The sequence below is a fragment of the Crossiella sp. SN42 genome (assembly GCF_023897065.1).
Lineage (GTDB): Bacteria > Actinomycetota > Actinomycetes > Mycobacteriales > Pseudonocardiaceae > Crossiella.
This window is the reverse complement of sequence record NZ_JAMHIV010000030.1, coordinates 36,583-58,222: the sequence shown is the minus strand read 5'-3', so window position 1 is coordinate 58,222 and position 21,640 is coordinate 36,583. Positions and strand designations below refer to the sequence as shown.

The window sequence follows — 21,640 nt, the reverse complement described above, 5'->3', positions numbered from 1 at the left end:
GAGGGTTCCATGTTGCGATTACTCAGAAACCGCTCGATCCGCCATCGGATCGGCGCACTGGTGGCCGGGTTCACGACCCTGGCCGCGAGCTTCACCCTGCTGACGGCGAACGAGGCCACCGCCGAAGAACGGGCGCCGGCCAACGCGATGGCCCACGTCGCGGCGATGCAGCCCGGCTGGAACCTGGGCAACACCCTGGACTCCACCGGCGACGACGAGACCTCCTGGGGCAACCCGCGGATCACCCAGGCGTTGCTGCGCAACGTGAAGGCCCAGGGCTTCAAGAGCATCCGCATCCCGGTCACCTGGACCCAGCACACCGGGCCCGCGCCGGACCACACGATCAAGCCGGCCTACCTCAACCGGGTCAAGGAGGTCGTCGGCTGGGCGCTGGCCGAGGGCCTCTACGTGATGGCCAACCTGCACCACGACTCCTGGCAGTGGATCTCGAACATGCCTGCCGACCGCGCAGGTGTGCTCGCCCGCTACAACAAGCTGTGGATCCAGCTGGCCACCGCGTTCAAGGACTTCTCCCCGACCAGGCTGACCCTGGAGAGCGTCAACGAGCCGCAGTTCACCGGCAGCTCGGGCGCGGCGCAGAACGCCGAGCTGCTGCACGAGCTCAACGCCTCCTTCCGGGACATCGTGCGCCGCTCCGGCGGCAACAACGCCCGGCGCCTGCTGGTGCTGCCCACCCTGCACACCTCCTCCGAGCAGGCGCGGCTGGACGAGCTGGCCACCTCGATCCGCGGCTTCAACGACCCCAACCTGATCGCCACCGTGCACTACTACGGCTACTGGCCGTTCAGCGTGAACGTCGCCGGTGGCACGCACTTCGACGCCACCGCGCAGAAGGACGTCACCGACTCCTTCGACCGGGTGCACAACACCTTCATCGCGCGCGGCGTGCCGGTGATCCTCGGCGAGTACGGCCTGCTCGGCTTCGACCGGCACACCGGGACCATCCAGCAGGGCGAGAAGCTGAAGTTCTTCGAGTACCTCGGCTACCACGCGCGCCAGCGCAAGATCACCACCATGCTGTGGGACAACGGCCAGCACCTGGGCCGCACCTCCTTCCAGTGGAGCGATCCCGAGCTGTGGGCGCAGATCAAGTCGAGCTGGCGGACCCGCTCGGCCACCGCCTCCACCGACCAGGTGTTCAGCGCCCGCGCCAGTGCCGTCACCGCCAAGACGATCACGTTGAACCTCAACGGAACCTCCTTCACCGGGCTGCGCCACGGCAACACCGAGCTGGCGCGCGGCCGGGACTACACCGTCGCCGGGGACCAGCTCACCCTGACCGCGGCGGCGATCACCAGGCTGAGCGGAGCACGGGAGTACGGCGTCAACGCGGTGCTCTCGGCCCGCTTCGCCAACGGCCTGCCGTGGCGGATCAACCTCATCACCCACGACCAGCCGATCCTGGGCAACGCCAACGGGACCACGGCCGCCTTCGCCATCCCGACCACCTTCCGCGGTGACCTGCTGGCCACCATGGAGGCCAAGTACGACGACGGCAGCAACGCGGGCCCGCACGACTGGACCCCGTTCAAGGAGTACGACCGCGCGTTCGCGCCCAACTACGCCGGCAACGCCACCAACCTGACCGCGGACTTCTTCGCCGCGGTCAGGGACAACGCCAGGGTGACGCTGACCTTCCACTACTGGAGCGGCGTCAAGCTGACCTACCACGTCACCAAGTCGGGCAGCACGGTCACCGGCACGACGGCCTGACCCACCCAGGCCACGGCGGTACGCGGGGAGCCCGGGCTCCCCGCGTATCCGCACATCCCTGACAGCCCTGGAGGAACTCAGCATGCACCGGTACCGATCAGCGGCAGCCGCGGCGCTCACCGCCGTGCTGGCCGCGACCCTCAGCAGCGCCCCGGCCGCCCAGGCCACCGCGGCCGCGCCACTGGACCAGGCGCACACCGCGGGCCGGGTCACCAAGTCCGCGCAGTACACCTGGCCCGGCGTCTACTTCGAAGGCCGCTTCCGCGGCACCGGCGTCGGCATCGTGCTCAACGACGCGGTGAACGACTACGACGTGCAGATCGACGGCAAGACCGTGGCCACCCTGGTGACCCCGGGCCGGACCACGCACTGGGTGCGCGGTTTGAGCAACGGCGCGCACCGCGTCCGGCTGGTCAAGCGCACCGAGAGCACCTGGGCCGCGGGGGAGTTCGGCGGGTTCGTGGCCGCGCCCGGCGGCGCGGTGCTGGCCAAGCCGCCCGCGCGGGCCAGGCAGATCGAGTTCATCGGCGACTCGATGACCGCGGGCTACGGCAACATGTCCACCTCGCGCGACTGCTCGGCCACCGGCGGGGTCAGCCGCAACACCAACACCGACCAGAGCTTCGGCGCGCTCACCGCACGCGCCCTCAACGCCGACTACCAGGTCAACGCGCAGTCCGGCCTGGGCATGGTGCGCAACTACAACGGCGGTTCCCCCGAGCTCACCTACCGCACCTTCTACGACCGCGGCTTGCAGCACGTGCCCGGCGACGTGTGGCACAACCCGGCCTGGCGACCGCAGCTGGTCGTGGTCGGCCTGGGCGCCAACGACTTCTCCACCGCGATCAACCCCGGCGAGCAGTGGACCCCGGAGCGCCTGGTCGCGGCGTACAAGGCCGCCTACCACGGGTTCCTGGACAAGCTGAGGGCCCGCTACGGCCCCGGCACGACGATCGTGGTCAGCGCCACCGCGGTGTCCAGCACCACCACCTTCGCCGATGCCACCGGGCAGGTCGTGCAGGAGCGCAACCGCAAGGGGGACAACCGCATCCGCCACTGGTTCTACAACGACCCGGCGCTGGACCGCCTCGGCTGTGACTGGCACTTCTCCCAGCACGACCACCGGCTGATCTCCGGCCTGCTCACCGACTACCTGGCGAAACTGCCCCTGAGTTGGTGACGGCGATCCAGCACCGCGTGGTCAGCGGTCCCAGCGGGTCGCGCGGCTGAAGGTGCGCGGGTCGCCGCTGAGGCCGACCACCGTGCCCGAGTTGTTCACCCCGGAGGTGAGCCCGGCCTCCTCACCGTGCAGCACCGGCAGCACGGTGAGGGTGCCGTCCAGCTCGCGCAGCACGGGCCTGCTGTCGCCGAGCTCGTGGAAGCGCGACTCGATGGTGATCAGCCCGTCGTCGTTGATGTCGTTGGCGATCCCCGCCCGGCCACCGGGCACCAGGCCGAGGTCGGTGACGGTGCCGTCGAGGTTCCAGCGCACCGGCCTGCTGCCGGAGAGACCGACGATCACGCCGTGCCGGTTGACCGCCTCAGCGCGGCTGGAGGTCTGGCCGGGCAGCGCGGGCAGCGGCGTGACGGTGCCGTCCGGCAGCCACCGGACCGCGACCTGGGTGTTGCCCACGCTGGAGGAGCCCACCGCGGTGCCGTCCGCGCCGACCGCGCGGGCCAGGGACCGCTCGTGCCCCGGCAGCGGGTCCAAAATGGACATCGCGCCGTCGGGGCTCCAGCGCAGGCCGCGCTCGAACCACCGGTCCTCGGTGTAGTAGAAGGAGTGGCCGACCACCACGCCGTCATCGTTGACGCCCACGGCGTAACCGCTGCTGTTGCCCTGCTCGTCGGCAGGCAGGGTGAGCACCTCGACCCGGCCCTGGGCGTCCCAGCGCACCGGCCGCTCCAGCTCCGGGTCCTGGGTGTCGCCCACCACGACCCCGCTGCTGTTGATCGCCCAGGCCTGCGTGGACTTGCGCCCCTCGGGCCGGGCCAGCTCGGTCATCGAACCGTCCGGCGCCCAGCGCACGGCCCGCCGGTAGTCGCTGTTCCTGGACTCGCCGACGATCACGCCGTGGTCGTTGATCGCGGTGGCGTGCGAGCTGCCGGTGCCGGGCAGCACCCCCAGGTCGGCAGGCGTGGCCGCGGCCATGGCCGGTGTGGCGCCGCCGAGGACCAGCAGCGCGGTCAGCGCGAGCGTGCCCGCGACGGACGCACGTCGAATACGCACGAAGATGTTCCTTCCCCAGTGGGTTGAGCTTCCCGGGCAGCGTATATCGCCGGTGAGCCGCGGCGGACCAGCGTCGCCCCAGTCCGGTCCTACCGGCGCCGCTCAGGATCGGGCCGCTGGTTCCGCCGGGCGTCACGGGGGTGGGTTTGTGAAGGCTGTCGTGGGTGAGCTGGCCCGGTTCGGCGGGACACCGGAGTTCCGCACCCCGCTGCGCCTGGGCAGGCCCAACATCGGTGACCGGGCGCGGTTCTTCGCCAGGCTCGGCGGCGCGCTGGACCGGGGCTGGCTGTCCAACGGCGGGCCGCTGGTGGCCGAGTTCGAGGACCGGGTGGCCAGGATCACCGGCGCCCGGCACTGCGTGGCCACCTGCAACGCCACCCTCGCCCTGCAACTGGCCATCCGCGCCGCGGGCTGGCGGGGCGAGGTGATCGTGCCCGCGCTGACCTTCGCCGCGACCGCGCACGCGGTGGCCTGGCTCGGGCTCACCCCGGTGTTCTGCGACGTGGACCCGGTCACCGGCGGCCTGGACCCCGGGCACGCCGCCACCCTGATCGGCCCGCGCACCTCGGGCATCCTCGGCGTGCACCTGTGGGGCCGGGGCCACCGCCTGGACGAGCTGACCGAGCTGGCCCACCGGCACGGCATCGGGCTGCTCTTCGACGCCGCGCACGCCTTCGCGTGCAGCTGGCGCGGGCGGCCGATCGGCTCCTTCGGCGCGGCCGAGGTGTTCAGCTTCCACTCCACCAAGTTCGTGCACGCCTTCGAGGGCGGGGCGCTGGTCACCGACGACGACGCGCTGGCCGAGCGCGCGCGCAGCCTGCGCAACTTCGGCCTCACCGGGCCGGATGAGGTGGCGCAGGTCGGGGTCAACGCCAAGATGAGCGAGGCGTCCGCGGCCATGGGACTGACCTCTGTGGACAGTCTGGAGGAGTTCCGCGCGCACAACGCGCACAACCACGCCCGCTACACCGCCGGCCTGGCCGCCGCGCCGGGAATCCGGTTGCTGGCCTTCGACCCGGCCGAGGACAACAACTTCCAGTACGTGGTCGCCGAGGTCGACGAGACGGTGACCGGGCTGGGCCGGGACACCCTGCACGAGGTGCTGCTGGCCGAGAACGTGCTGGCGCGCCGGTACTTCCACCCCGGCTGCCACCTGATGGCGCCCTACCGGGACGGCACCCGGCTGCCGCACACCGAGGCGCTGGCCGCGCGCAGCCTCGCCCTGCCCACCGGCACCGCGGTGGGCGCGGAACAGATCGACCGGCTCTGCCGCCTGCTGCGCTTCGCGGCCAGGAACGGGCGGGCCATCCAGGACCGGATCGGCGCCGAGCCGGTGATCGCCCGCGCGTCCTGAAATACCGGAATTCCACTGTTCCTTTACCGGCTCTTGGGAATTCGGCCGGTTTGTTGCAGAAGGGAGAAGCTGGCGGTAGCGTGTAGTTGTCCACCTTTTCTGGGTGATGAATTAATGCATTGCTGGGGTGTTCATAATGCGTATTTCCGTGCTTGGACCGCTGGCGGTGACCGCCGGCGGGGAAAACATCACGCCCAGTGCGCAGAAACTGCGAAGTTTGCTCGCACTGCTGGCCTTACGCCACGGCCACGTCGTCACCACCGGCACGCTGATGGAGGAGATCTGGGGCGACCACGCGCCGGCCAGCGCGCTTGCCACCCTCCAGACCTACATCTACCAGGTGCGCAGGCTGATGATCGGGGCCGATCCGGCCGAGCGGCGGACCCTGCTGACCAAACCGCTCGGCTACCTGCTGGAGCTCGCCGACGGCGACCTGGACCGGGACGTCTTCGAGCAGCTGGTCGCCCAGGGCCGCACCGCGCTGGAAAGCGGCGAGCCGGACAAAGCGGCGGAAATTCTCGCCGGTGCGCTGAAACTGTCCTCGGCCGCGCCGCTGGCCGATGTCGAGGCGGGCCCGGTGCTGAGCGCGCACCTGAACCAGCTCGCCGAGGCCAAACTCCAGGCGGTGGAATTGCGCATGGAGGCCGAACTCCAGCTGGGCCGCCACCGCGAGTTGATCAGCGAACTGAAGTCGCTCACCGTGGAGCACCCGTTCCACGAGAACTTCCACGCCAAGCTGATGATGAGCCTGGAACGCTGCGGCCGCCGCTCCGAGGCCCTGGAGACCTACCAGCAGCTGCGCCGCACCCTCATCGAGGAGCTCGGCATCGAGCCCTCGGCCGGGCTGCGCGGCCTGCAGGACGCGCTGCTGCACGCCGACGAGGCGCCCTGCCCGCCGCAGCTGACCGGCGCGCTGAACCTGGGCACGCTGGGCGCGTTCACCCGGCCCGCGCAGCTGCCGCCGGACATCGGCGACCTGGTCGGCCGCGCCGCGGAGATCCGCCGGGTCCGGGAGCTGGCCACCGCGGACCGGGACGGCACCGCGGTGCGCGTGGTGTCGCTGACCGGGATGACCGGGGTCGGCAAGTCGGTGCTGGCGGTGCGCGCCGCGCACCAGGCGCGGGCGGAGTTCCCGGACGGCCAGTTCCACGCCGAGCTGGGCGGTTCCGGGGAGGATCCGGCTGATCCGTTCGAGGTGCTCGGTGACTTCCTGCGCGCCACCGGGCTGCCCGGCGAGGCGCTGCCGGGCACCCTGGCCGAGCGCAGCAGCCTGTTCCGCAGCTGGACCGCGGAGCGCAAGGTGCTGGTGCTGCTGGACGACGCGGCCGCGGCGGGGCAGGTGCGCCCGCTGCTGCCCGGGGGCGCCGGGTGCGCGGTGCTGGTCACCAGCCGCACCTACCTGCCCGGCCTGGCCGGGGCAGGCATCGTGGAGGTGGACACCCTGCCGCTGCCGGACTGCCTGGAACTGCTGGCCAGGCTGGCCGATCGGGCGCGGATCCAGGCCGAACCGGAGTCCGCGCGGGCGATCGTGCAGCTGTGCGGGCAGCTGCCGCTGGCGGTGCGCATGGTCGGCGCGAAGCTCGCCGCCCGGCCGAGGACCCCGCTGTGCCGGGTGGCCGCCCGGCTGGCCGATGAGCGGCGGCGGCTCACCGAGCTGCGCTTCGGCGAGCTGGACCTGGGCGCCCGGCTCACGCCCAGCTACCGGCGGCTGGCCGGTCCGGCGCGGCGGGTGCTGCAACGGCTGGCCCAGCACAACGCCACCATCTTCATCGCCGCCGGGGTGGCCGCGCTGATCGGCCTGGACGCGCCCGCGGTGGAGGTGCTGCTGGACCAGCTCGCCGACGCCAGGTTCCTGCAGCTGGCCGATCTGGACATCAGCGGCGAGACTGGGTTCGTGCTGCCCGCGCTGGTCCGCTCGTTCGTGCTGGGCGCGGCGGGCGCCGAGGACCAGCCCGCCGCGCTGGACACCGTGGCCTGAGCCACGCCCGAGCTACCAGGTCACCGGCACCGCCAGGAACCCTTCCAGCAGGGCGTGTTCCTGGCGGTGCAGCTCGGTCGAGGGCACCGCCAGCCGCAACGTGGGGAAGCGGCGCAGCAGGCTCTCGGTGGCCACCTGGAGCTCCAGCCGGGCCAGGTGGGTGCCGACGCAGTAGTGCGGGCCGAGGCTGAAGGTCAGGTGCTCGTTGCCGGTGCGGGTGATGTCGAAGCGGCGCGGGTCGGCGAAGACCGTCTCGTCCTGGTTGGCCGAGTCCACCGCGGGGATCACGCTGGACCCGGCTGGCAGCACGCCCTCGTCGAGCGGGATGTCCTCGGTGGCGTAGCGCAGCATGGACACCGAGGAGCCGACCAGCTTCCAGCGCAGCAGCTCCTCGATCGCCTGCGGCAGCAGGCCGAAGTCCGCGCGCAGCAGGGCCAGCTGGTCCGGGTGCGCCAGCAGCATGGCCACCCCACCGGCCAGCTGGGTCGCGGTGGTCTCGTAGCCGACCAGCAGCATCAACCGGCACCACCAGTGCAGCTCGTACTCGGTGAGCCTGCCGTCCTCGTTGTCCCGCACCGAGATCAGCGCGCTCACCAGGTCCTCGCCGGGGTCGGCGCGTTTGGCCGCGATGAGCTTCGCGATGTACTCGCTCAGCTCCAGCATGGATCGGCGGATCCGCTCGGGCTCGTGCCCGCCGATGGACAGGAAGGCATCGGTCCAGCCGCGGAAGGCGGCCACGTCCCCGGCGGGCACGCCGAGCAGGTGGCAGACCACCCGGATGGGCAGCGGGAAGGCCAGCGCCGCGTTCAGGTCCACCGGTCCGTCCATTGTGGACATTCGGTCCAGCAGCTCGTCCACGATGCCCTGCACCAGCGGGCGCAGGGCGGCCACCCTGGCCGGGGTGAACGCCTTGGTGACCAGCCGCCGCACCCTGGTGTGCGCAGGCGGGTCCGGGTCGATGTTGACGTCCTGGAACAGCGCGTTGCCGCGGCTGATCCGGGCCGCGCCGGGCCGGTTGAGGTTGCGGCTGAGCCGGTGGTCGGTGAGCAGGCGGCGCACGTCGGCGTAGCGGGTCACCAGCAGCGCGGTGTCCCCGCTGGGCAGCCGCACCGGCAGCACCGGCCGCTGTCGCAGGGTGGCCAGCTCGCGCGGTGGTTCCAGCGGGCTGGGACGGCGGAACGGGTAGGCGATCGGGTCGGTCATCGGGGCTCCTCCGGCGCGGGTGACCAGGTGACGGGAACGGTGGTGAAGCCCTGGAAGAACGCGTCCTCCTGCCTGCGCAGCGCCGAGGTGGGCACGGCCAGCCGCAGGCCGGGGAAGCGCGCCAGCAGGCTGGTGAGCGCGATCTGCAGGACGACCCTGGCCAGCGGCGCGCCCAGGCAGAAGTGCTGGCCTGAGCTGAAGGTCAGCTGCTGGCGCCCGGCGCGGCCCAGGTCCAGTGCCGCCGGGCAGTCGAAGGCGGCCGGGTCGGCGTTGGCGCTGTCCAGCGCGGGGATGACGCTGCTGCCGCGCGGGATGCGCACCTGGCCGAGGTCGATGTCCTCGGTGACGTAGCGCAGCATGGACAGCGAGGAGCCGACCACCTGGCGGCGCAGCAGCTCCTCCACCGCGCGCGGGGCCAGCCCCGGCCGCGCGCGCAGCCGGGCCAGCTCCCCGGGGTGGTGCAGCAGGAGCACCACCGAACCGGAGAGCTGGCTGGCCGTGGTCTCGTAGCCGGCCAGCAGCAGCAGCGTGCACCACCAGTGCAGCTCCTCGGCGCTGAGCCTGCCGTCCTCGGTGTCGCGCACCGCGATCAGCGCGCTCACCAGGTCATCGCCCGGCTCGGCCCGCTTGCGCTCGATCAGCTCGCGCATGTACTCCCACGGCGGCGCGCTGGTGCTGCCGAAGTGCGCGCGCTCCTCCGGCGGCACGCCGAGCAGCTCGCAGATGACCTGGATGGTCAACGGGTAGGAGTAGGCCGAGTTGAGGTCGACCGGTCCGTCCACTGTGGACATCTGGTCGAGCAGGCCGGTGGCGATCTCCTCGATCCGGGGGCGCAGGGCTTCCACCCTGGTCGCGGTGAAGGCCTTGGCGATCAGCCGCCGCATCCTGGTGTGCGCGGGCGGGTCCATGTCCACCTGGCGCTGGAAGACCTTGGTCTTGCGCTCGGTCATCCTGGCCATGTCCGGGCGGTCGCGGTTCTTGCTGACCCTGGGGTCGGCCAGCAGCGCGCGGATGTCCTGGTAGCGGGTCAGCAGCAGCGCGGTGTCCCCGCTGGGCAGCTCCACCTCGACCAGCGGGCACTCGTGCAGGCCGGTCAGCTCGGCAGGCTGGTCCACCGGGGAGGGCCACTGGAACGGATATCTCAGCACGGTCAGCGCTCCTGGTCGACGGGACGGGCCTCGATGACGCAGTGCGGTGGCGCGGTCTCGGTCACCGCGCACAGCTCGAACCCGGCCTCGGCCAGCAGCGAGCGCCACTGCCCGGCGTCGCGTTCCTGGCCGCCGAGGCTGACCGCCATCGCCAGGTCCATCAGCTTGCTGTAGTGCCAGTCGTTGTCGCCGGGCACCACCGCCTCCACGATGAGCACCCGGCCGTCCGGACGGCCGGCCAGCGCGGTGCGGATGTTGCGCAGGATGCGCAGCGCGTCCCGGTCGTTCCAGTCGTGCAGGATCGCCTTGAGCACATAGGCGTCCGCGCCAGGGGGCACCGAGGCGAAGAAGTCCCCGACCACCCGCTCGACCCGGTCGGCCACCCCGTAACCGGAGAGCACCGGCTCGGCCCCGCCGATGGCCGAGGCGGTGTCGAACAGGATGCCGCGCTGACCGGGGTTGCGGTTGAGGATCGCGGCCAGCAGCCGTCCCTGCCCGCCGCCGATGTCGGCCACGGTGGCGAACCGGTCGAAGTCGTAGGCGGCGGCGACCGCGGTGGCGCGCTCGCTGACCCCGGTCATCGCGAGGTGGAACACCTCGGCGTACTCCGGATCCCCGGCCATGTACTCGAACCAGCCCTTGCCGCCGCGCAGCGCCGGTCCGCTGGGCTCGCCGGTGCGCAGGGTGTCGATGGCCGAGCCGAAGCAGTTCCACACGCTGGTCTCGCCGTAGAGGTAGGCCAGGTAGCGCAGCGTGCCGGGCACGTCCGAGCGCAGCAGCTCGGCGGCCGGGGTGAGCGCGAAGTCGCCGCCGGGCGTTTCGGCGAAGACCCCGACCGAGGCGGTGGCGCGCAGGAACCGGTACAGCGTCGGCGGGTGGCAGCCGGTGCGCCTGGCCAGCTCGGCCACCGGCAGCGGGCCGTGCGCCAGCTCGTCGGCGACGCCGATCCTGGCCAGCACGCAGAGCGCGGCGGCGACCATCTTGCCGCCCAGCAGGCCCAGCAGGTGCTGGTGCGGGGAGACCTCGGTCGTCGGTTGCACGGTCATCTCGGGAGTCCTCCAGTCTCGGGAACCTCTGCCTCGGCAGGCACTCGCACGGCGGCCAGCCGGATCTGCTCGGTCAGCCACACCGTCTCCACCGCGGTCGCGCCGCGGGCCCGCTCGGCCGGGGAGTTCGCCTCCGTCCCGGCCAGCACGGCCTCGGCGAAGGCGCCGACCGAACCGGCCACCTGGTCGCTGGGCGGGAGCGGGATGTGCTCGGTGCCGTCCTGACTCCGCAGGCGCAGCACCGGCGGATGGTCGGGCGGCGGGGTGAACGCGCGGTCCACGTGCAGCCGCGCGGCGCTGCCCCAGAGCGTGTAGCGGGCGGCGTAGCTGTGCTCGAAGCCGAACTCGATCCCGGCCAGCACCCCGTCCGGGGAGACCAGCAGGGCCTGCCCGGACAGGTCCACCCCGCGCCGCCGGTCCATCCGCAGGCTGGCCCCGGCCACCCGCAGCCCGGGGCCGAGGAGCAGCTGCGCGGCCCGCAGCGGGTACACCCCGGCGTCCAGCAGCGCGCCGCCGCCCAGCGCTGCCACGTAACGGATGTCGTCCTCGGCGCGGGGCGGGAAGCAGAACGCGGCGTGCAGCGAGCGCAGCCGCCCGAGCGCGCCCTCGGCGAGCAGCTTGCGCGCGGCCTCGTGCTGCGGGTGCCGCGGGAACAGGAAGTTCTCCCACAGCAGCAGTCGCCGCCGCCGGGCCAGCGCGATGAGCTCCCGCGCCTGCGCCGTGGTGGCCGCCAGCGGCTTCTCCACCAGCAGGTGCTTGCCCGCCGCCAGCACCCGGACACCCCAGTGGTGGTGCAGGGCCGGGGGCGCGGGCAGGTACACCGCGTCCACATCGGCGCGGGCCAGCAGGCCGGCGTAGTCCGTTGCCGCGCAGTCGAACCGGGCGGCGAAGCGAGCGGCCTTGGCCGGGTCGCGACTGGCCACCGCGGTGATCTCGGTGCGCGGATGGTCCTGGAAGGCCGGGCCGAGCCGCCGCCACAGCACCTCGGCGCAGCCCAGCGCGCCGATCCGCAGCCTGCCGGTCATCGCAGGCTCCGCAGGCAGGTCACCAGGGTGCGGGCCTGCACGTTGAGGTAGTGGCTGTGCTGGAGCAGCCCGGTCAGCTGCGGCATGGTCATCCAGCGGAAGCCGGGTCCATTGTGGACAGGAAGCCCGGTGGCGTCGATGATCAGGTAGCGGCCCTGCGCGTGCTGGAACCGGCCGCCCTCCTCGGAGAGCACCGCGTCGAAGAGCACCTGCTCCGGGCGGCGGCGGGTGACCAGGTCCAGGAACGGCGGCTGGTCCTGCGGTGGCAGGTGCGCGTAGTTCTCCGGTGTGCACTGCACGGTCGGCGCGAGCTCGACCACGCCGAGGTAGCCGGGTTCGACCCTGGCGTTGACCAGCGCGTGCGGCACCCCGCCGAACCGGGCCACCAGCAGCGCGTGCACACCGACGCCGTGCGGGCGGATCAACGGCTGGGTCCACCCGCCCACCTCGCGGCCACGGGCGCGCACGTCCACCGCGACCACGCTGAAGAACCGCCCGTGCTCGTGCTCGATGGCCACCGGGGTGCGCCGCCAGCCCTGGATGTCCTGTAATGGCAACAGGTCGGTGCGCAGCTCGTGCTCGGTCTGCCGGGTGGTGAGCCAGCTCAGGATCTCCGCCGTGCTGTGCAGGCTGCCGCCGTCACCGGCAGGCCAGGGCAGGCAGGACAGCACGGTGCGGGTGTCCATGCCGACCAGGTTGGGCACCGGCAGCAGCTGGTGCAGCTGACCGAGGGTGAGCCAGTGGAAGTCCGGCCCCGGCACCACCTCGGGCCCGACCTCGACCACGATGTTGCGGTTGCGCTTGCGGTAGAACCAGGCCCCCTGCTCGGACTGGAGCACATCGGCGACCACCCGGCGCGGATCCGGCTGCCGGAAGCAGTCCAGGTAGGGCACGGCCCGGCCGCGGTGCACCCCGGTGTAGTTGCTCCTGGTCGCCTGCACGGTCGGCGCGAGCTGCACGCCGTTGACGTTGCCCGGCTCGGTCTTGGCCTGCACCAGGCAGTGCAGCACCCCGCCGAACTCGCGCACCGCGATGCCCAGGATGCCCACCTCGGGCTGGTTGATGATCGGCTGGGTCCACTCCGCGACCGGCCCGTAGTCGGTGCGCACCCGCAGGCCGGCCACGCTGAAGAACCGCCCGCTCTCGTGCACCAGGTCCCCGGTCCCCGCCGCGAAACCCCAGCCGCGCAGCTCCGCGAACGGAATCCGCCGCACCCGCTGCCGCTGCCGCACCCGGCACTCCGCCAGCCAGGCGGCCACCTCCGCGCTGTCGTGCACCCCGTCCCCGGCCAGCGCCGACTCGGCCACCCGCCGCGGCAGCACGGTGTCCTCGTACCGCAGCACCCCGAGCTTCGCCATCACTGCCCTCCCGCCGACCGGAACCCCAGCCATGCAACGCCCCCGGTCTGGTGTTTCGGTCCAGGCCCGCGCCAGCACTTCTCGACCACCCAGAGCTGCCATGCCCCTCGTGCACGGACCCGAGATCGCCTACCCCGCCACCGGCCGCCTCGACGCCCTGGTGCTGCGCTGGGCCCAGACCCGCCCGGACGCGCCCGCCCTCCGTTGGCGGGGGCGGGAGATCAGCTATGGCGAACTGGCCGAGCGGGCCGCGGCGATGGCGGCCGGGTTGCGGGCGAGGGGAGTGCGGCCGGGGGAGCGGCTGCTGGTGTGGCTGGGGCGGGGGCCCGAGCAGGTGGCGGTGCTGCTCGGGGCGATGATGTGCGGGGCGGTGCCCGCGGGCGCGGCGCTGGACTGGCCGGTGGCGCGGGTCGCGCGGGTGGCCGAGCGCATCGGCGCGGTGCTCGCGGTGGTGGAGGACGCACTGCCGATCCCGCCCGCGCCGCACGCCGCGCCAGCTCCGGTCGCGTCCGCGCCGCACGCCGCCCCAGCCCCGGTCGCGCCGGCGTTGCTCGCCGCGCCAGCCCCGCCCGCCTCAGCACCGCTCGCCGCGCCAGTCCCGCCCGCGCCACCGCCGCTTGCCGCCCCAGCCCCGGGTGGCTCGGTGCCGCCTGCCCCAATGCCGCTCGCCACGGGCGATCCGCTCCTGCCCTGCCCCGTGGCCCGCGTCGCCGAGCTGCCGAGTTTTCCCGCCCGCCCCGATCCCTTCCCCGGCACCGCCGCCGACCCCTGCTGCGTCTTCACCACCTCCGGCACCACCGGCGGCCCCCGCGCCGTGCTCTCCCCGCACGCCGGCACCGTCCGCATCGCCCTCGACCCGCACCTGGCCATGGACCACACCGTCCAGATGCTCCAGATCTCCCCGCCCGGCTGGGACGCGGCGGCCTGGGAGCTGTGGGCACCGCTGGTCAACGGCGGCGTCTCGGTGCTCTTCGACGGTGTGCACCTGACCACCGGCGAGCTGCGCCGGGAGATCTCGCACGGGCTCACCACCGTCTTCCTGACCACCAGCCTGTTCAACGCCCTGGTCGACAGCGATCCCAGTGCCTTCACCGGGCTCCGGCACGTGCTCACCGGCGGCGAGCGGATGTCCCCGCACCACGCCGCGCGGTTCCGCGCCGGGCAACCCGGGATCCGGCTGACCAACGTCTACGGACCGGTCGAGTGCGCCATCGCGGTCACTTGGTGGGACGTTCCACAGTGGACGGACGGTGAGCTGCCGGTCGGACTGCCCTCGGCGAACACCGGCGTGCACGTGCTGGACGAGTCCGGTGATCCAGCGCCGCCCGGCACGATGGGACAGGTGGTGGTCACCGGGGACGGGGTGGGGCTGGGCTATCTCGGTGATCCGGCGGCCACCGCGGAGCGTTTTGGCGAGCTGGCGGGGGAGCGGGCGTACTGGACCGGGGACCTCGGGGTGCGGGACGGGGCCGGCGTGCTGTGGTTCCGGGGGCGGGTGGACCGGCAGTTCAAGCTGCGCGGGGTGCGCGTGGACCCGGAGGAGATCGAGGCGGTGCTCGCCGCGGCCCCGGGCGTGCGCCGCGCGGTCGTGCTGGCCCTGCCGCTGGGCGAGGTGGCCAAGCGGCGGGTGGTGGCCTTCTGCACCGGGACCGGCGAGGGGCTGCGGGAGCGGGTCGCGGCCGCGCTGCCGCCGGCGTTCGTGCCGGAGCGGGTGTTCACTGTGGACAGTGTGCCGCTGACCCCGAACGGCAAGGTGGACACCGCGCGGCTGGCGGCACTGGCTGAACCACCCCGGCCGGTGGCTCCGGCGGCAAGCGGTCCGCCCGAGGTGACCGCGCTGGCCGAGGCGGCCGCCGAACTGCTGGGCTTCCCGGTCGGTCCGGACACCGACCTGTTCGCCGTGGGCGCGGACTCGCTCACCGCGATCCGCCTGGTCAGCCGCCTCCAGCCCGCGCTGGGTCCGGGCCTGACCGTGCGGTCGGTGCTGGAACACCGGCGGCCACAGGACATCGCGGCCCGGCTGACCGGCCCCGCCCGGCGGGGCGAGCGGCGCGGCCGGGACTGGCGCTGGGTCGGCGGGCTGCCGATCAGCCAGTACCGCATGTGGTACCTGGAACAGCAGGCCCCCGGCACCCCGGACCTGGTGCACCCCATGCTGTTCCACCTCACCGGCCCGCTGGACCGGGCCGCGCTGGCCACCGCGCTCCGGCAGGTGTTCGCCCGGCACGAGGCGCTGCGCACCCGGCTGCACAGCGCCGACGGCAGGCACATCACCGCCGAGCTCACCGACGCGCCGGCGGATCCGCTGACCTGCCTGCCCACTGGTGACCTGGCGAGCACGGTGGCGGAGCTGACCGCGCGGCCCTTCGACCTCAGCGCGGACCTGCCCCTGCGCGCCTGGCTGCTGCGCGAGGGACCAGAACGGCACCAGCTGCTGCTCCTCGCGCACCACACCGCCTTCGACGGCTGGTCCGAGGCGGTCCTCTGCCGCGACCTGTCCACCGCCTACGCCACCGGCAGCCTGCCGCCCGCCCCCGGCTACCGCGCGGTCGCCCGCACCCAGGCCGGCCTGGTGGACACCGCCGACGACGACTACTGGCTGGACCAGCTGCGCGGCGTGCCGGAGCTGCCGCTGGAACCGGACCCGCCGGGCGGGCACGGGCTGCGCGAGGTCCCGGTGGACCGCACCGGCCTGGACCGGGTGCGGGCCGCCGCGGCGCTGGCGGCCTGGGTGCTGGCGCTGCGGGAGGAGACCGGGGCGGCGGACTTCGCGGTCGGCCTGCCGCTGGCCGGGCGCACGGTGGCCGAGGCAGACTCGGTGATCGGCTGTTTCGCCAGCTCAGCGGTGCTGCGGTTCCCCGCGTCGGTGCGCACCCCGTCGGCCTGCCTGGACTGGGCCGGGACGCAGCTGGCCAGGGCGCTGGAGGCGCAGTCGCTGCCGCTGGAGCGGGCCTACTGGGAGCTGGCGCCGCCGGCGACCGGGCGCAACCCGTTCTGCCAGGCCGGGTTCGTCGTGCAGAACACCGAGCAGGGCGAGCTGGTGCTGCCGGGGCTGACGGTGCGGCGGGAGCGGGTGCCGCAGCGGGACTCGGTGTTCGAGCTGGCGCTGGTGCTGTGGCCGGACAGTGGCTACGTGTGGCACCGGGCCGACGTGGTGTCACCGGGCCGGGCGCAGCGGCTGGCCGCGCGCTGGCGGCACTGGATGCGGGAGTTTCCGCCAGATGTGTGATTGCCGAGAGCAAGTAGTTCTACGATGGGGGCATGCGGCCGAGCATGGATGACGTGGAGCGGATGGCGGTTCCGCTGGTCAGTGTCAGCGTGGGCGTGCAACGGGCCTGGCGCGGCCGCTCCGGCGCGACCGCGCTCACCGTGCTGCAGGCCGCCGCCACCCGGGACAACGTGCGCCCCTCCGAGATCGCCACCGCGCTGGGCGTGCACCAGTCCTCGATCACCCGCCAGGTGCGCGCGCTGGAGGAGTCCGGCCACGTCACCCTGGCCATGGACCCGGAGGACCGGCGCTCCTGCTTCATCACCCTCACCGACTCCGGCCGCGCCGAGGTGGACCGGCTGACCAAGGTCGGCCTGGAGCGCTTCGCCACCTTCGTCGCCGACTGGGACCCGGCGGACGTGCGCACGCTGGGCAGGCTGCTGGGCAAGCTGGAGGAGGCCATGGCAGCGGCCAACCGGCAGGAGCGGCGCCAGGGCGGGCGGCACTGGCAGCAGAAGGACTGAAGCCGCGTCCCAGAACTGCCCCAGCGGCACGCGATTCGCCCCGCCCACGATGACCGGGTGAAGGAGCAGTCCACCCGGCGGTTCGCCGCCCTCGCGCCCCTGTTGCTCGACATGGCCGCCCCCGTGCTCAGCTACTACCTGCTGCACTTCCTGCTCGGCCTCGACCCGGTGCTCGCGCTCAGCGCGGGCGCGCTGGTGGCCGGGGTGCGGACCGCGGTGCGCAGTGTGCGGGAGCGGCGGATCAACGCGTTCTCGCTGATGATGGTGGTGATGCTCGGCGCGACCCTGGCGCTGGTGTTCGTCACCGGGGACGGGCGGCTGGTGCTGGCCAAGTCGGCGGTGATGCCCTTCGTCGGCGGCCTGTACGGGCTGGCCACCACCTTCTTCGGGCGCACCCTCATCTACGACGTCGGCCAGCCCTTCGTGACCAGGGGCGACCCGGCCAGGGTGGCGGCCTGGCGGGAGTGCTGGGCGCGGGATCCGGAGTTCGTGCGCCGGATCAAGCTGCTGAACGTGTTGTGGGGCATCGGTTTTGTGCTCAGCGCGGTACTGCGGGTGGTGGTGGTCTACCGGGTTCCGCTGGATGTCGCGGTGCTCGCCGGGCAGATCCCGACGGTGGCGATGCTGGTGGTCATGGCGGTGAGCACCTGGGCGCTGGGCGGGCCGGTGCGCAAGGCACTGGCCGGGCGGGTTTCCGCGCCCGCGAGCCCCGGTCTGCCCGCCGTGGCCGCCTGAGGCGGGCGGTCATGACGGGGTGGCTGGAAGTCCTGGTGCTGACCGGGAGCGGGCTCACCGCCGGGGTGCTGTTCGCGGTGGCGATCAGCGTGGTGCCGATGTTCCTGGCGCTGCCGCCTGCCGACTACGTGGCGGTGCACCGGCTGGTGGGACGGCACTTCGACCGGGTGATGCCGCCGGTGGTGCTGCTCTCCGCGCTGGGCGGCCTGGTGCTGGCCGGGCGCACCGGCGAGCTGGCGCACCTGGCCGCGGCGCTGTGCCTGGCCGGGGTCTCCGCGGTCTCCCAGCTCGGTAACGTGCCGATCAACCGGCGGGTGAAAAGCCTTGCCGGGCAACAACTTCCCGTGCGGTGGGTGGATCCGCGGCGGCGCTGGCGGGGCTGGCACCTGCTGCGCACCGGGCTCGCGGTGCTCGCCCTGTTGCTCAACGCGTACGCGGTGGCGCACTGACCGCCGCGCGAGGTCCCCGAGGAGCCCTACGATGAACCTGATCAGCCGACGCTCGGTGCTCGGCGCCACCCTGCTCGTCCTGCTCACCCCCGCGCCCGCGCTGGCCGCGACGAGCGCGGTGACCGTCGACGGCGCGGTGAACATCCGCGATCTCGGCGGCGCCACCACCGGCGACGGGCACACCGTGCGCACCGGACTGGTGTACCGCGGCGGCTCGCTGTCCCGGATCAGCGACACTGGTTTGACCCAGCTGCGCGGCCTGGGCCTGCGCTGGGTGGCCGACTCCCGTGGCCAGGACGAACGGCAGCGGCAGGGCGAGGACCGGTTGCCCCCAGGGGTTTCGCTGCTGTCCGCGCCGATCCCGAACAACTGGAACGGCGCCACCGGCGGCCGCAGCACCCCGGACCCGGCCGTGCTGGCCATGTTCCGCGCCTTCGTCACCGACGCCCAGGCCAGGGCGGGCGTCGCCGCGCCGCTGACCAAGCTCGCCGGGGCCGGGGTGCCGCTGTTCTGCCACGACAGCGCCGGGGTGTTCCGCACCGGCTGGCTGGCTGCGGTGCTGCTGACCGCGCTGGGCGTGCCCAGGGCGCAGGTGGACCGCGACTTCCTGCTCAGCAACGAGGCCCTCGGCGACCGGTTCGCCTTCACCGAGTACCTGGACGCCGCCTTCGACCAGGTGCGCCAGGACTACGGGTCCTTCGAGGAGTTCCTCAGCCGCGGCCTCGGTGTCACCGCGCAACAGCAGCAGCGGCTCAGGGCCGTGCTGCTGCGGTGAACACGATCTTGCCGCTGACCCGGCCGGTGAGCATCAGCTCAAATCCCTCCGCCGCCCGGGTCAGCGGCAGCTCCGCCGCGATCGGCGGCCGCACGCCGGTCATTTCCAGGAAGGCCAGCAGCTCGGCCAGTTCCGCCGCGGTGCCCATGGTCGAACCGGCCAGGCGCAGCTCGCGGAAGATCAGCTCGTTGAGCAGGTGCGCGGGCGGCTCCCCATCCGGCGCGCCGGTGCGCCAGCCCGCGCAGACCAGCGTGCCGCCCGGCCGCAGCCAGCGCAGCGCGTGCGTCCACCCGGTCTCCTCCACCCCGGCGTCCAGCACCGCGTCCACCTGCCCCGGCAGCCGGTCCGCGAGTGCGAAAACCCGGTGTGCGCCAAGGGAAACAGCCAGCTCGTGCTGGGCTTGCGGCAGTGCGGCCCACACCGTGCACCCGGCGGCCGCGGCCAGCTGGAGCACCGCACCGGCGATGCTGCCCAGCCTGCGCCGCCCGTGCACCAGCACGGTCTGCCCAGGTCGCGCGGCGGCGGTGGTGAACAGCATTCGGTAGGCGGTCAGCCAGGCCGTGGGCAGGCAGGTCGCCTCGGCGAAGGACAGCGCGGCGGGTTTGCGCACCAGGTTGGCCTCGGGCACCGCCACCCGTTCGGCGAAGGTGCCCTGGTGCAGCTCGCTGAGCACAGTCCGTTGTGGATCGAGCTGCTCGGGGCCGTGCCAGTCCGGTGCGCCGATGAGGCTGTGCAGCACCACCTCGGCGCCGTCGGCGAGCACTCCCGCGCCGTCGCAGCCCAGGATCATCGGGTACCGCTCGGGGCTCATCCGCACCCCGCGCAAGGTGTTGAGGTCGTGCATGTTCAGCGAGGCCGCGCGCAGGGTCACCTCGGCCCAGCCCGGTGGCACCTCGGGCTCGGGGCGCTCACCGGTGCGCAGCGCGGCCAGCGGGTCGGCGGGGTCGGGACGGGTGGCGTAGACGGCGAACACGGCGCTCCCTCACAGCGTGCGGACCACATCGGCGTAGGACAGCCGCGGCAGCCGGGCGTGCGCGCGGGGCAGCGGCCTGCCCAGGTTCACCACCAGCAGCGAACGCAAAGCGGTGCCGGGGAAGAACTCGCGGTCCACGCCCTCGGCGTCGAAACCGATCATCGGGCCGGCGGCCAGTCCGGCGGCGCGCACGCCGATGATGAAGTAGCCGATCTGCAGCCAGGCGTTGTACCTGGCCTGCTCCAGCCGCCGCTCCGGCTGGCCCTCCAGCAGCTCGGCCAGGCCGGGCGCGTGCGGGAAGACCTCCGGCAGCCGGTGGTGGAAGTCCAGGTCGGTGGCCAGCACCACCGGCAGCGGGGCGGCCGCGGTACGCCGCCGGTTGCGCTCGTTGAGGTGGGGCAGCAACCGTTGCCGCGCCTGCGGGCTGCGGATGGCCAGGATGCGCAGGGGCTGCTGGTTGAACGAGGTCGGCCCGTAGCGCACCAGGTCGTGGATGGCGGCCAGCTGCTCCTCGGAGACCTCTTCGGCGCTGAACTCGGTGGCCGAACGGGCTTGGCGGAACAGCAGGTCCTGCGCCGGCTTCGGCAGCAGCAGGCCGTCGGAGCCGGTCATCGCGCGGCGAGCTTTTCCAGGTCCGCCACCACATCCAGCGGCGACGGCCGGGCCAGCATGTCCGCCCGCGCCGCCGCGGCGGCCTGCCGGTAACCGGGTTCGCTCAGCAGGCTGTGCACCTGGTCGCGCAGCACGGGCACGGTGGCCTGCTCGCCGGCGAGCGTCCGGCCGACGCCGCCGCGGGCGAGCTGCCTGCCGTGGAAGACCCCGTCCGGCATGTCCGCGACCACCAGCTGCGGCACCCCGTTGACCAGCGCGGTCATCGTGCCGCCCGCCCCGCCCTGGTGCACCACCGCGGCGCAGGTGGGCAGCAGCAGGTGCAGGGGCACCGGCCCGAGGAAGCGGACGTTGGCGGGCAGCTCGCCGAAGAGGGCCCGCTGGCTCTCGGTCATCGCCAGCACCAGCTCCACCTCGCTGTCCGCCAGCGCCGCCACCACCCTGGGCGCGTGCACCAGGTGGCCGAAGCCGAAGCGGTCCAGCGAGGTCCCCCAGGTGACGCAGACCCTGGGCCGCTCCGGTGGTTCCAGCAGCCAGTCCGGCAGCACCGAGGGCCCGTTGTAGGGCACGAACCGGATCGGCTCGCGGGGCAGCTCGTCGGCCACCTGGACCTGCGCCGGGCACGGGTCCAGGGTGCGGTCGCCGTTCAGCCGCGGACTGTCCACTGTGTACTGTCGCCACAGCTCGCCGACCAGGTCCTCGGCGAACTCCGCGACCGGCGCGGTGAGGTCCACGCTCCACAGGTGCCGCACCGCGGGGATGTCCAGCAGGCTGGCCACCAGCGGCCCGGCGAAGCCGGTGGGCTCGAACACCACCAGGTCCGGCCGCCACTGGCGGGCGAAGTCCACCAGCTCGGCCGCCTGCGCCGCGGCGGCCTGTGCGCCGACCCGGTGACCGAGCAGACCGCGCCGCCGGATCCGTTGCGGGGCAGTGGGATCGCCGTCCCGGTCCACCGGCGCGCTGGGCTGCCAGCCGCGTTCGCGCACCTGCCGGGCCAGCTCGGCGAAGGAGTCGAACTCCGGCCCGACCGGCAGCGCGGGCAGCCCGGCCGCGGTGACCACCGGCGCGAAGTGCGGGGCGCAGGCCACCAGCACCTCGTGCCCGGCCGCCCGCAGCGCCCAGCCCAGCGGAACCATCGGGTTGAGGTGCCCGCTCATGTCCCAGGTGGTGCACAGCACTCGCATGCGCCGACCCTCGCGCCGGCCACTGGTGCCGCGCTGGGGCAGCGCTGTTGACCGACCGGCGCGCCACCCCAGACCCCGCGCGCACCCTGGCCAGGACAGCGCACCAG

At 73.3% G+C, this 21,640-nt stretch carries 18 protein-coding genes; 9 read left to right on the top strand and 9 right to left on the bottom strand.

The genetic code is table 11. The annotated features are described in order from the left end of the window. Positions 1 to 12 precede the first annotated feature (12 nt). A complete protein-coding gene (locus M8C13_RS31885; protein WP_252484469.1) occupies positions 13 to 1,734 on the top strand; it encodes a cellulase family glycosylhydrolase in 1,722 nt (573 codons plus the stop codon). A gap of 82 nt (positions 1,735 to 1,816) precedes the next feature. Then, positions 1,817 to 2,914 carry an SGNH/GDSL hydrolase family protein gene (locus M8C13_RS31880; RefSeq protein ID WP_252484468.1) on the top strand — a complete coding sequence of 366 codons (1,098 nt, stop codon included), beginning with the start codon at positions 1,817 to 1,819 and terminating at the stop codon, positions 2,912 to 2,914. 21 nt (positions 2,915 to 2,935) lie between these two features. On the opposite strand, the gene M8C13_RS31875 is transcribed toward M8C13_RS31880, so the two are convergent. Continuing rightward, positions 2,936 to 3,964, bottom strand: coding sequence for a DUF3466 family protein (locus M8C13_RS31875; RefSeq protein ID WP_252484467.1), 1,029 nt, complete (start codon positions 3,962 to 3,964; stop codon positions 2,936 to 2,938). A 148-nt stretch (positions 3,965 to 4,112) separates the two neighbouring features. On the opposite strand from M8C13_RS31875, the gene M8C13_RS31870 reads away from it, so the two are divergent. Continuing rightward, positions 4,113 to 5,318, top strand: a complete 1,206-nt coding sequence (locus M8C13_RS31870; protein WP_252484466.1) for an aminotransferase class I/II-fold pyridoxal phosphate-dependent enzyme — start codon at positions 4,113 to 4,115, stop codon at positions 5,316 to 5,318. Positions 5,319 to 5,454: 136 nt separating this feature from the next. After that, positions 5,455 to 7,296 (top strand): BTAD domain-containing putative transcriptional regulator, encoded by a 1,842-nt coding sequence (locus M8C13_RS31865; protein WP_256510058.1) that lies wholly within the window; start codon positions 5,455 to 5,457, stop codon positions 7,294 to 7,296. Between the two features lie 12 nt (positions 7,297 to 7,308). Here M8C13_RS31865 and M8C13_RS31860 read toward each other — a convergent pair whose 3' ends face one another. Genes M8C13_RS31860 through M8C13_RS31840 form a run of 5 tightly spaced genes read right to left on the bottom strand, consistent with a single transcriptional unit; the run spans position 7,309 to position 13,076 of the window. Further along, positions 7,309 to 8,499, bottom strand: coding sequence for a cytochrome P450 (locus M8C13_RS31860; RefSeq protein WP_252484464.1), 1,191 nt, complete (start codon positions 8,497 to 8,499; stop codon positions 7,309 to 7,311). Next, the gene (locus tag M8C13_RS31855; protein ID WP_252484463.1) at positions 8,496 to 9,647 is read right to left on the bottom strand and encodes a cytochrome P450; all 1,152 of its coding nucleotides are present in this window, start codon (positions 9,645 to 9,647) and stop codon (positions 8,496 to 8,498) included. Before M8C13_RS31855 ends, M8C13_RS31860 begins: the two co-directional genes overlap by 4 nt. A gap of 2 nt (positions 9,648 to 9,649) precedes the next feature. Then, the gene (locus M8C13_RS31850; protein WP_252484462.1) at positions 9,650 to 10,693 is read right to left on the bottom strand and encodes an acetylserotonin O-methyltransferase; all 1,044 of its coding nucleotides are present in this window, start codon (positions 10,691 to 10,693) and stop codon (positions 9,650 to 9,652) included. Further along, positions 10,690 to 11,718 carry a Gfo/Idh/MocA family protein gene (locus M8C13_RS31845; protein WP_252484461.1) on the bottom strand — a complete coding sequence of 343 codons (1,029 nt, stop codon included), beginning with the start codon at positions 11,716 to 11,718 and terminating at the stop codon, positions 10,690 to 10,692. The genes M8C13_RS31850 and M8C13_RS31845 overlap by 4 nt, the downstream gene beginning before the upstream one ends. Further along, positions 11,715 to 13,076, bottom strand: a complete 1,362-nt coding sequence (locus M8C13_RS31840) for an NDP-hexose 2,3-dehydratase family protein (RefSeq protein ID WP_252484460.1) — start codon at positions 13,074 to 13,076, stop codon at positions 11,715 to 11,717. The genes M8C13_RS31845 and M8C13_RS31840 overlap by 4 nt, the downstream gene beginning before the upstream one ends. Before the next feature lie 109 nt (positions 13,077 to 13,185). Here M8C13_RS31840 and M8C13_RS45165 point away from each other — a divergent pair, with 109 nt between their 5' ends. Genes M8C13_RS45165 through M8C13_RS31810 form a run of 5 tightly spaced genes read left to right on the top strand, consistent with a single transcriptional unit; the run spans position 13,186 to position 18,767 of the window. Next, positions 13,186 to 16,305, top strand: coding sequence for an AMP-binding protein (locus tag M8C13_RS45165; RefSeq protein ID WP_308202877.1), 3,120 nt, complete (start codon positions 13,186 to 13,188; stop codon positions 16,303 to 16,305). Positions 16,306 to 16,337: 32 nt separating this feature from the next. Further along, positions 16,338 to 16,808, top strand: a complete 471-nt coding sequence (locus M8C13_RS31825; RefSeq protein WP_252484459.1) for a MarR family winged helix-turn-helix transcriptional regulator — start codon at positions 16,338 to 16,340, stop codon at positions 16,806 to 16,808. A gap of 57 nt (positions 16,809 to 16,865) precedes the next feature. Continuing rightward, entirely contained in the window at positions 16,866 to 17,543 is a 678-nt protein-coding gene (locus M8C13_RS31820; RefSeq protein WP_252484458.1) for a VC0807 family protein, read from the top strand. Between the two features lie 11 nt (positions 17,544 to 17,554). Beyond that, positions 17,555 to 17,992, top strand: a complete 438-nt coding sequence (locus M8C13_RS31815) for a DUF1772 domain-containing protein (RefSeq protein WP_252484457.1) — start codon at positions 17,555 to 17,557, stop codon at positions 17,990 to 17,992. Between the two features lie 31 nt (positions 17,993 to 18,023). Then, complete coding sequence (locus tag M8C13_RS31810) at positions 18,024 to 18,767, top strand: tyrosine-protein phosphatase (protein ID WP_252484456.1); 744 nt, start codon at positions 18,024 to 18,026, stop codon at positions 18,765 to 18,767. On the opposite strand, the gene M8C13_RS31805 is transcribed toward M8C13_RS31810, so the two are convergent. The 3 genes from M8C13_RS31805 to M8C13_RS31795 are packed head-to-tail and all read right to left on the bottom strand — an operon-like array spanning position 18,745 to position 21,533. Next, entirely contained in the window at positions 18,745 to 19,740 is a 996-nt protein-coding gene (locus tag M8C13_RS31805) for a zinc-binding dehydrogenase (RefSeq protein ID WP_252484455.1), read from the bottom strand. The two genes, M8C13_RS31810 and M8C13_RS31805, sit on opposite strands and share 23 nt — an antisense overlap. Positions 19,741 to 19,749: 9 nt before the next feature. Beyond that, a complete protein-coding gene (locus M8C13_RS31800) occupies positions 19,750 to 20,352 on the bottom strand; it encodes a malonic semialdehyde reductase (RefSeq protein WP_252484454.1) in 603 nt (200 codons plus the stop codon). After that, on the bottom strand, positions 20,349 to 21,533 hold the full coding sequence (locus tag M8C13_RS31795; protein WP_252484453.1) for a nucleotide disphospho-sugar-binding domain-containing protein: 1,185 nt from the start codon (positions 21,531 to 21,533) through the stop codon (positions 20,349 to 20,351). The genes M8C13_RS31800 and M8C13_RS31795 overlap by 4 nt, the downstream gene beginning before the upstream one ends. Positions 21,534 to 21,640: the final 107 nt, after the last annotated feature.

Coding starts and splice junctions, on each gene's coding strand:
- M8C13_RS31880 (WP_252484468.1), top strand. CDS start 1,817: ATGCACCGGTACCGATCAGCGGCAGCCGCGGCGCTCACCGCCGTGCTG.
- M8C13_RS31865 (WP_256510058.1), top strand. CDS start 5,455: ATGCGTATTTCCGTGCTTGGACCGCTGGCGGTGACCGCCGGCGGGGAA.
- M8C13_RS31860 (WP_252484464.1), bottom strand. CDS start 8,499: ATGACCGACCCGATCGCCTACCCGTTCCGCCGTCCCAGCCCGCTGGAA.
- M8C13_RS31850 (WP_252484462.1), bottom strand. CDS start 10,693: ATGACCGTGCAACCGACGACCGAGGTCTCCCCGCACCAGCACCTGCTG.
- M8C13_RS31845 (WP_252484461.1), bottom strand. CDS start 11,718: ATGACCGGCAGGCTGCGGATCGGCGCGCTGGGCTGCGCCGAGGTGCTG.
- M8C13_RS31840 (WP_252484460.1), bottom strand. CDS start 13,076: ATGGCGAAGCTCGGGGTGCTGCGGTACGAGGACACCGTGCTGCCGCGG.
- M8C13_RS31825 (WP_252484459.1), top strand. CDS start 16,338: ATGCGGCCGAGCATGGATGACGTGGAGCGGATGGCGGTTCCGCTGGTC.
- M8C13_RS31815 (WP_252484457.1), top strand. CDS start 17,555: ATGACGGGGTGGCTGGAAGTCCTGGTGCTGACCGGGAGCGGGCTCACC.
- M8C13_RS31810 (WP_252484456.1), top strand. CDS start 18,024: ATGAACCTGATCAGCCGACGCTCGGTGCTCGGCGCCACCCTGCTCGTC.
- M8C13_RS31800 (WP_252484454.1), bottom strand. CDS start 20,352: ATGACCGGCTCCGACGGCCTGCTGCTGCCGAAGCCGGCGCAGGACCTG.
- M8C13_RS31795 (WP_252484453.1), bottom strand. CDS start 21,533: ATGCGAGTGCTGTGCACCACCTGGGACATGAGCGGGCACCTCAACCCG.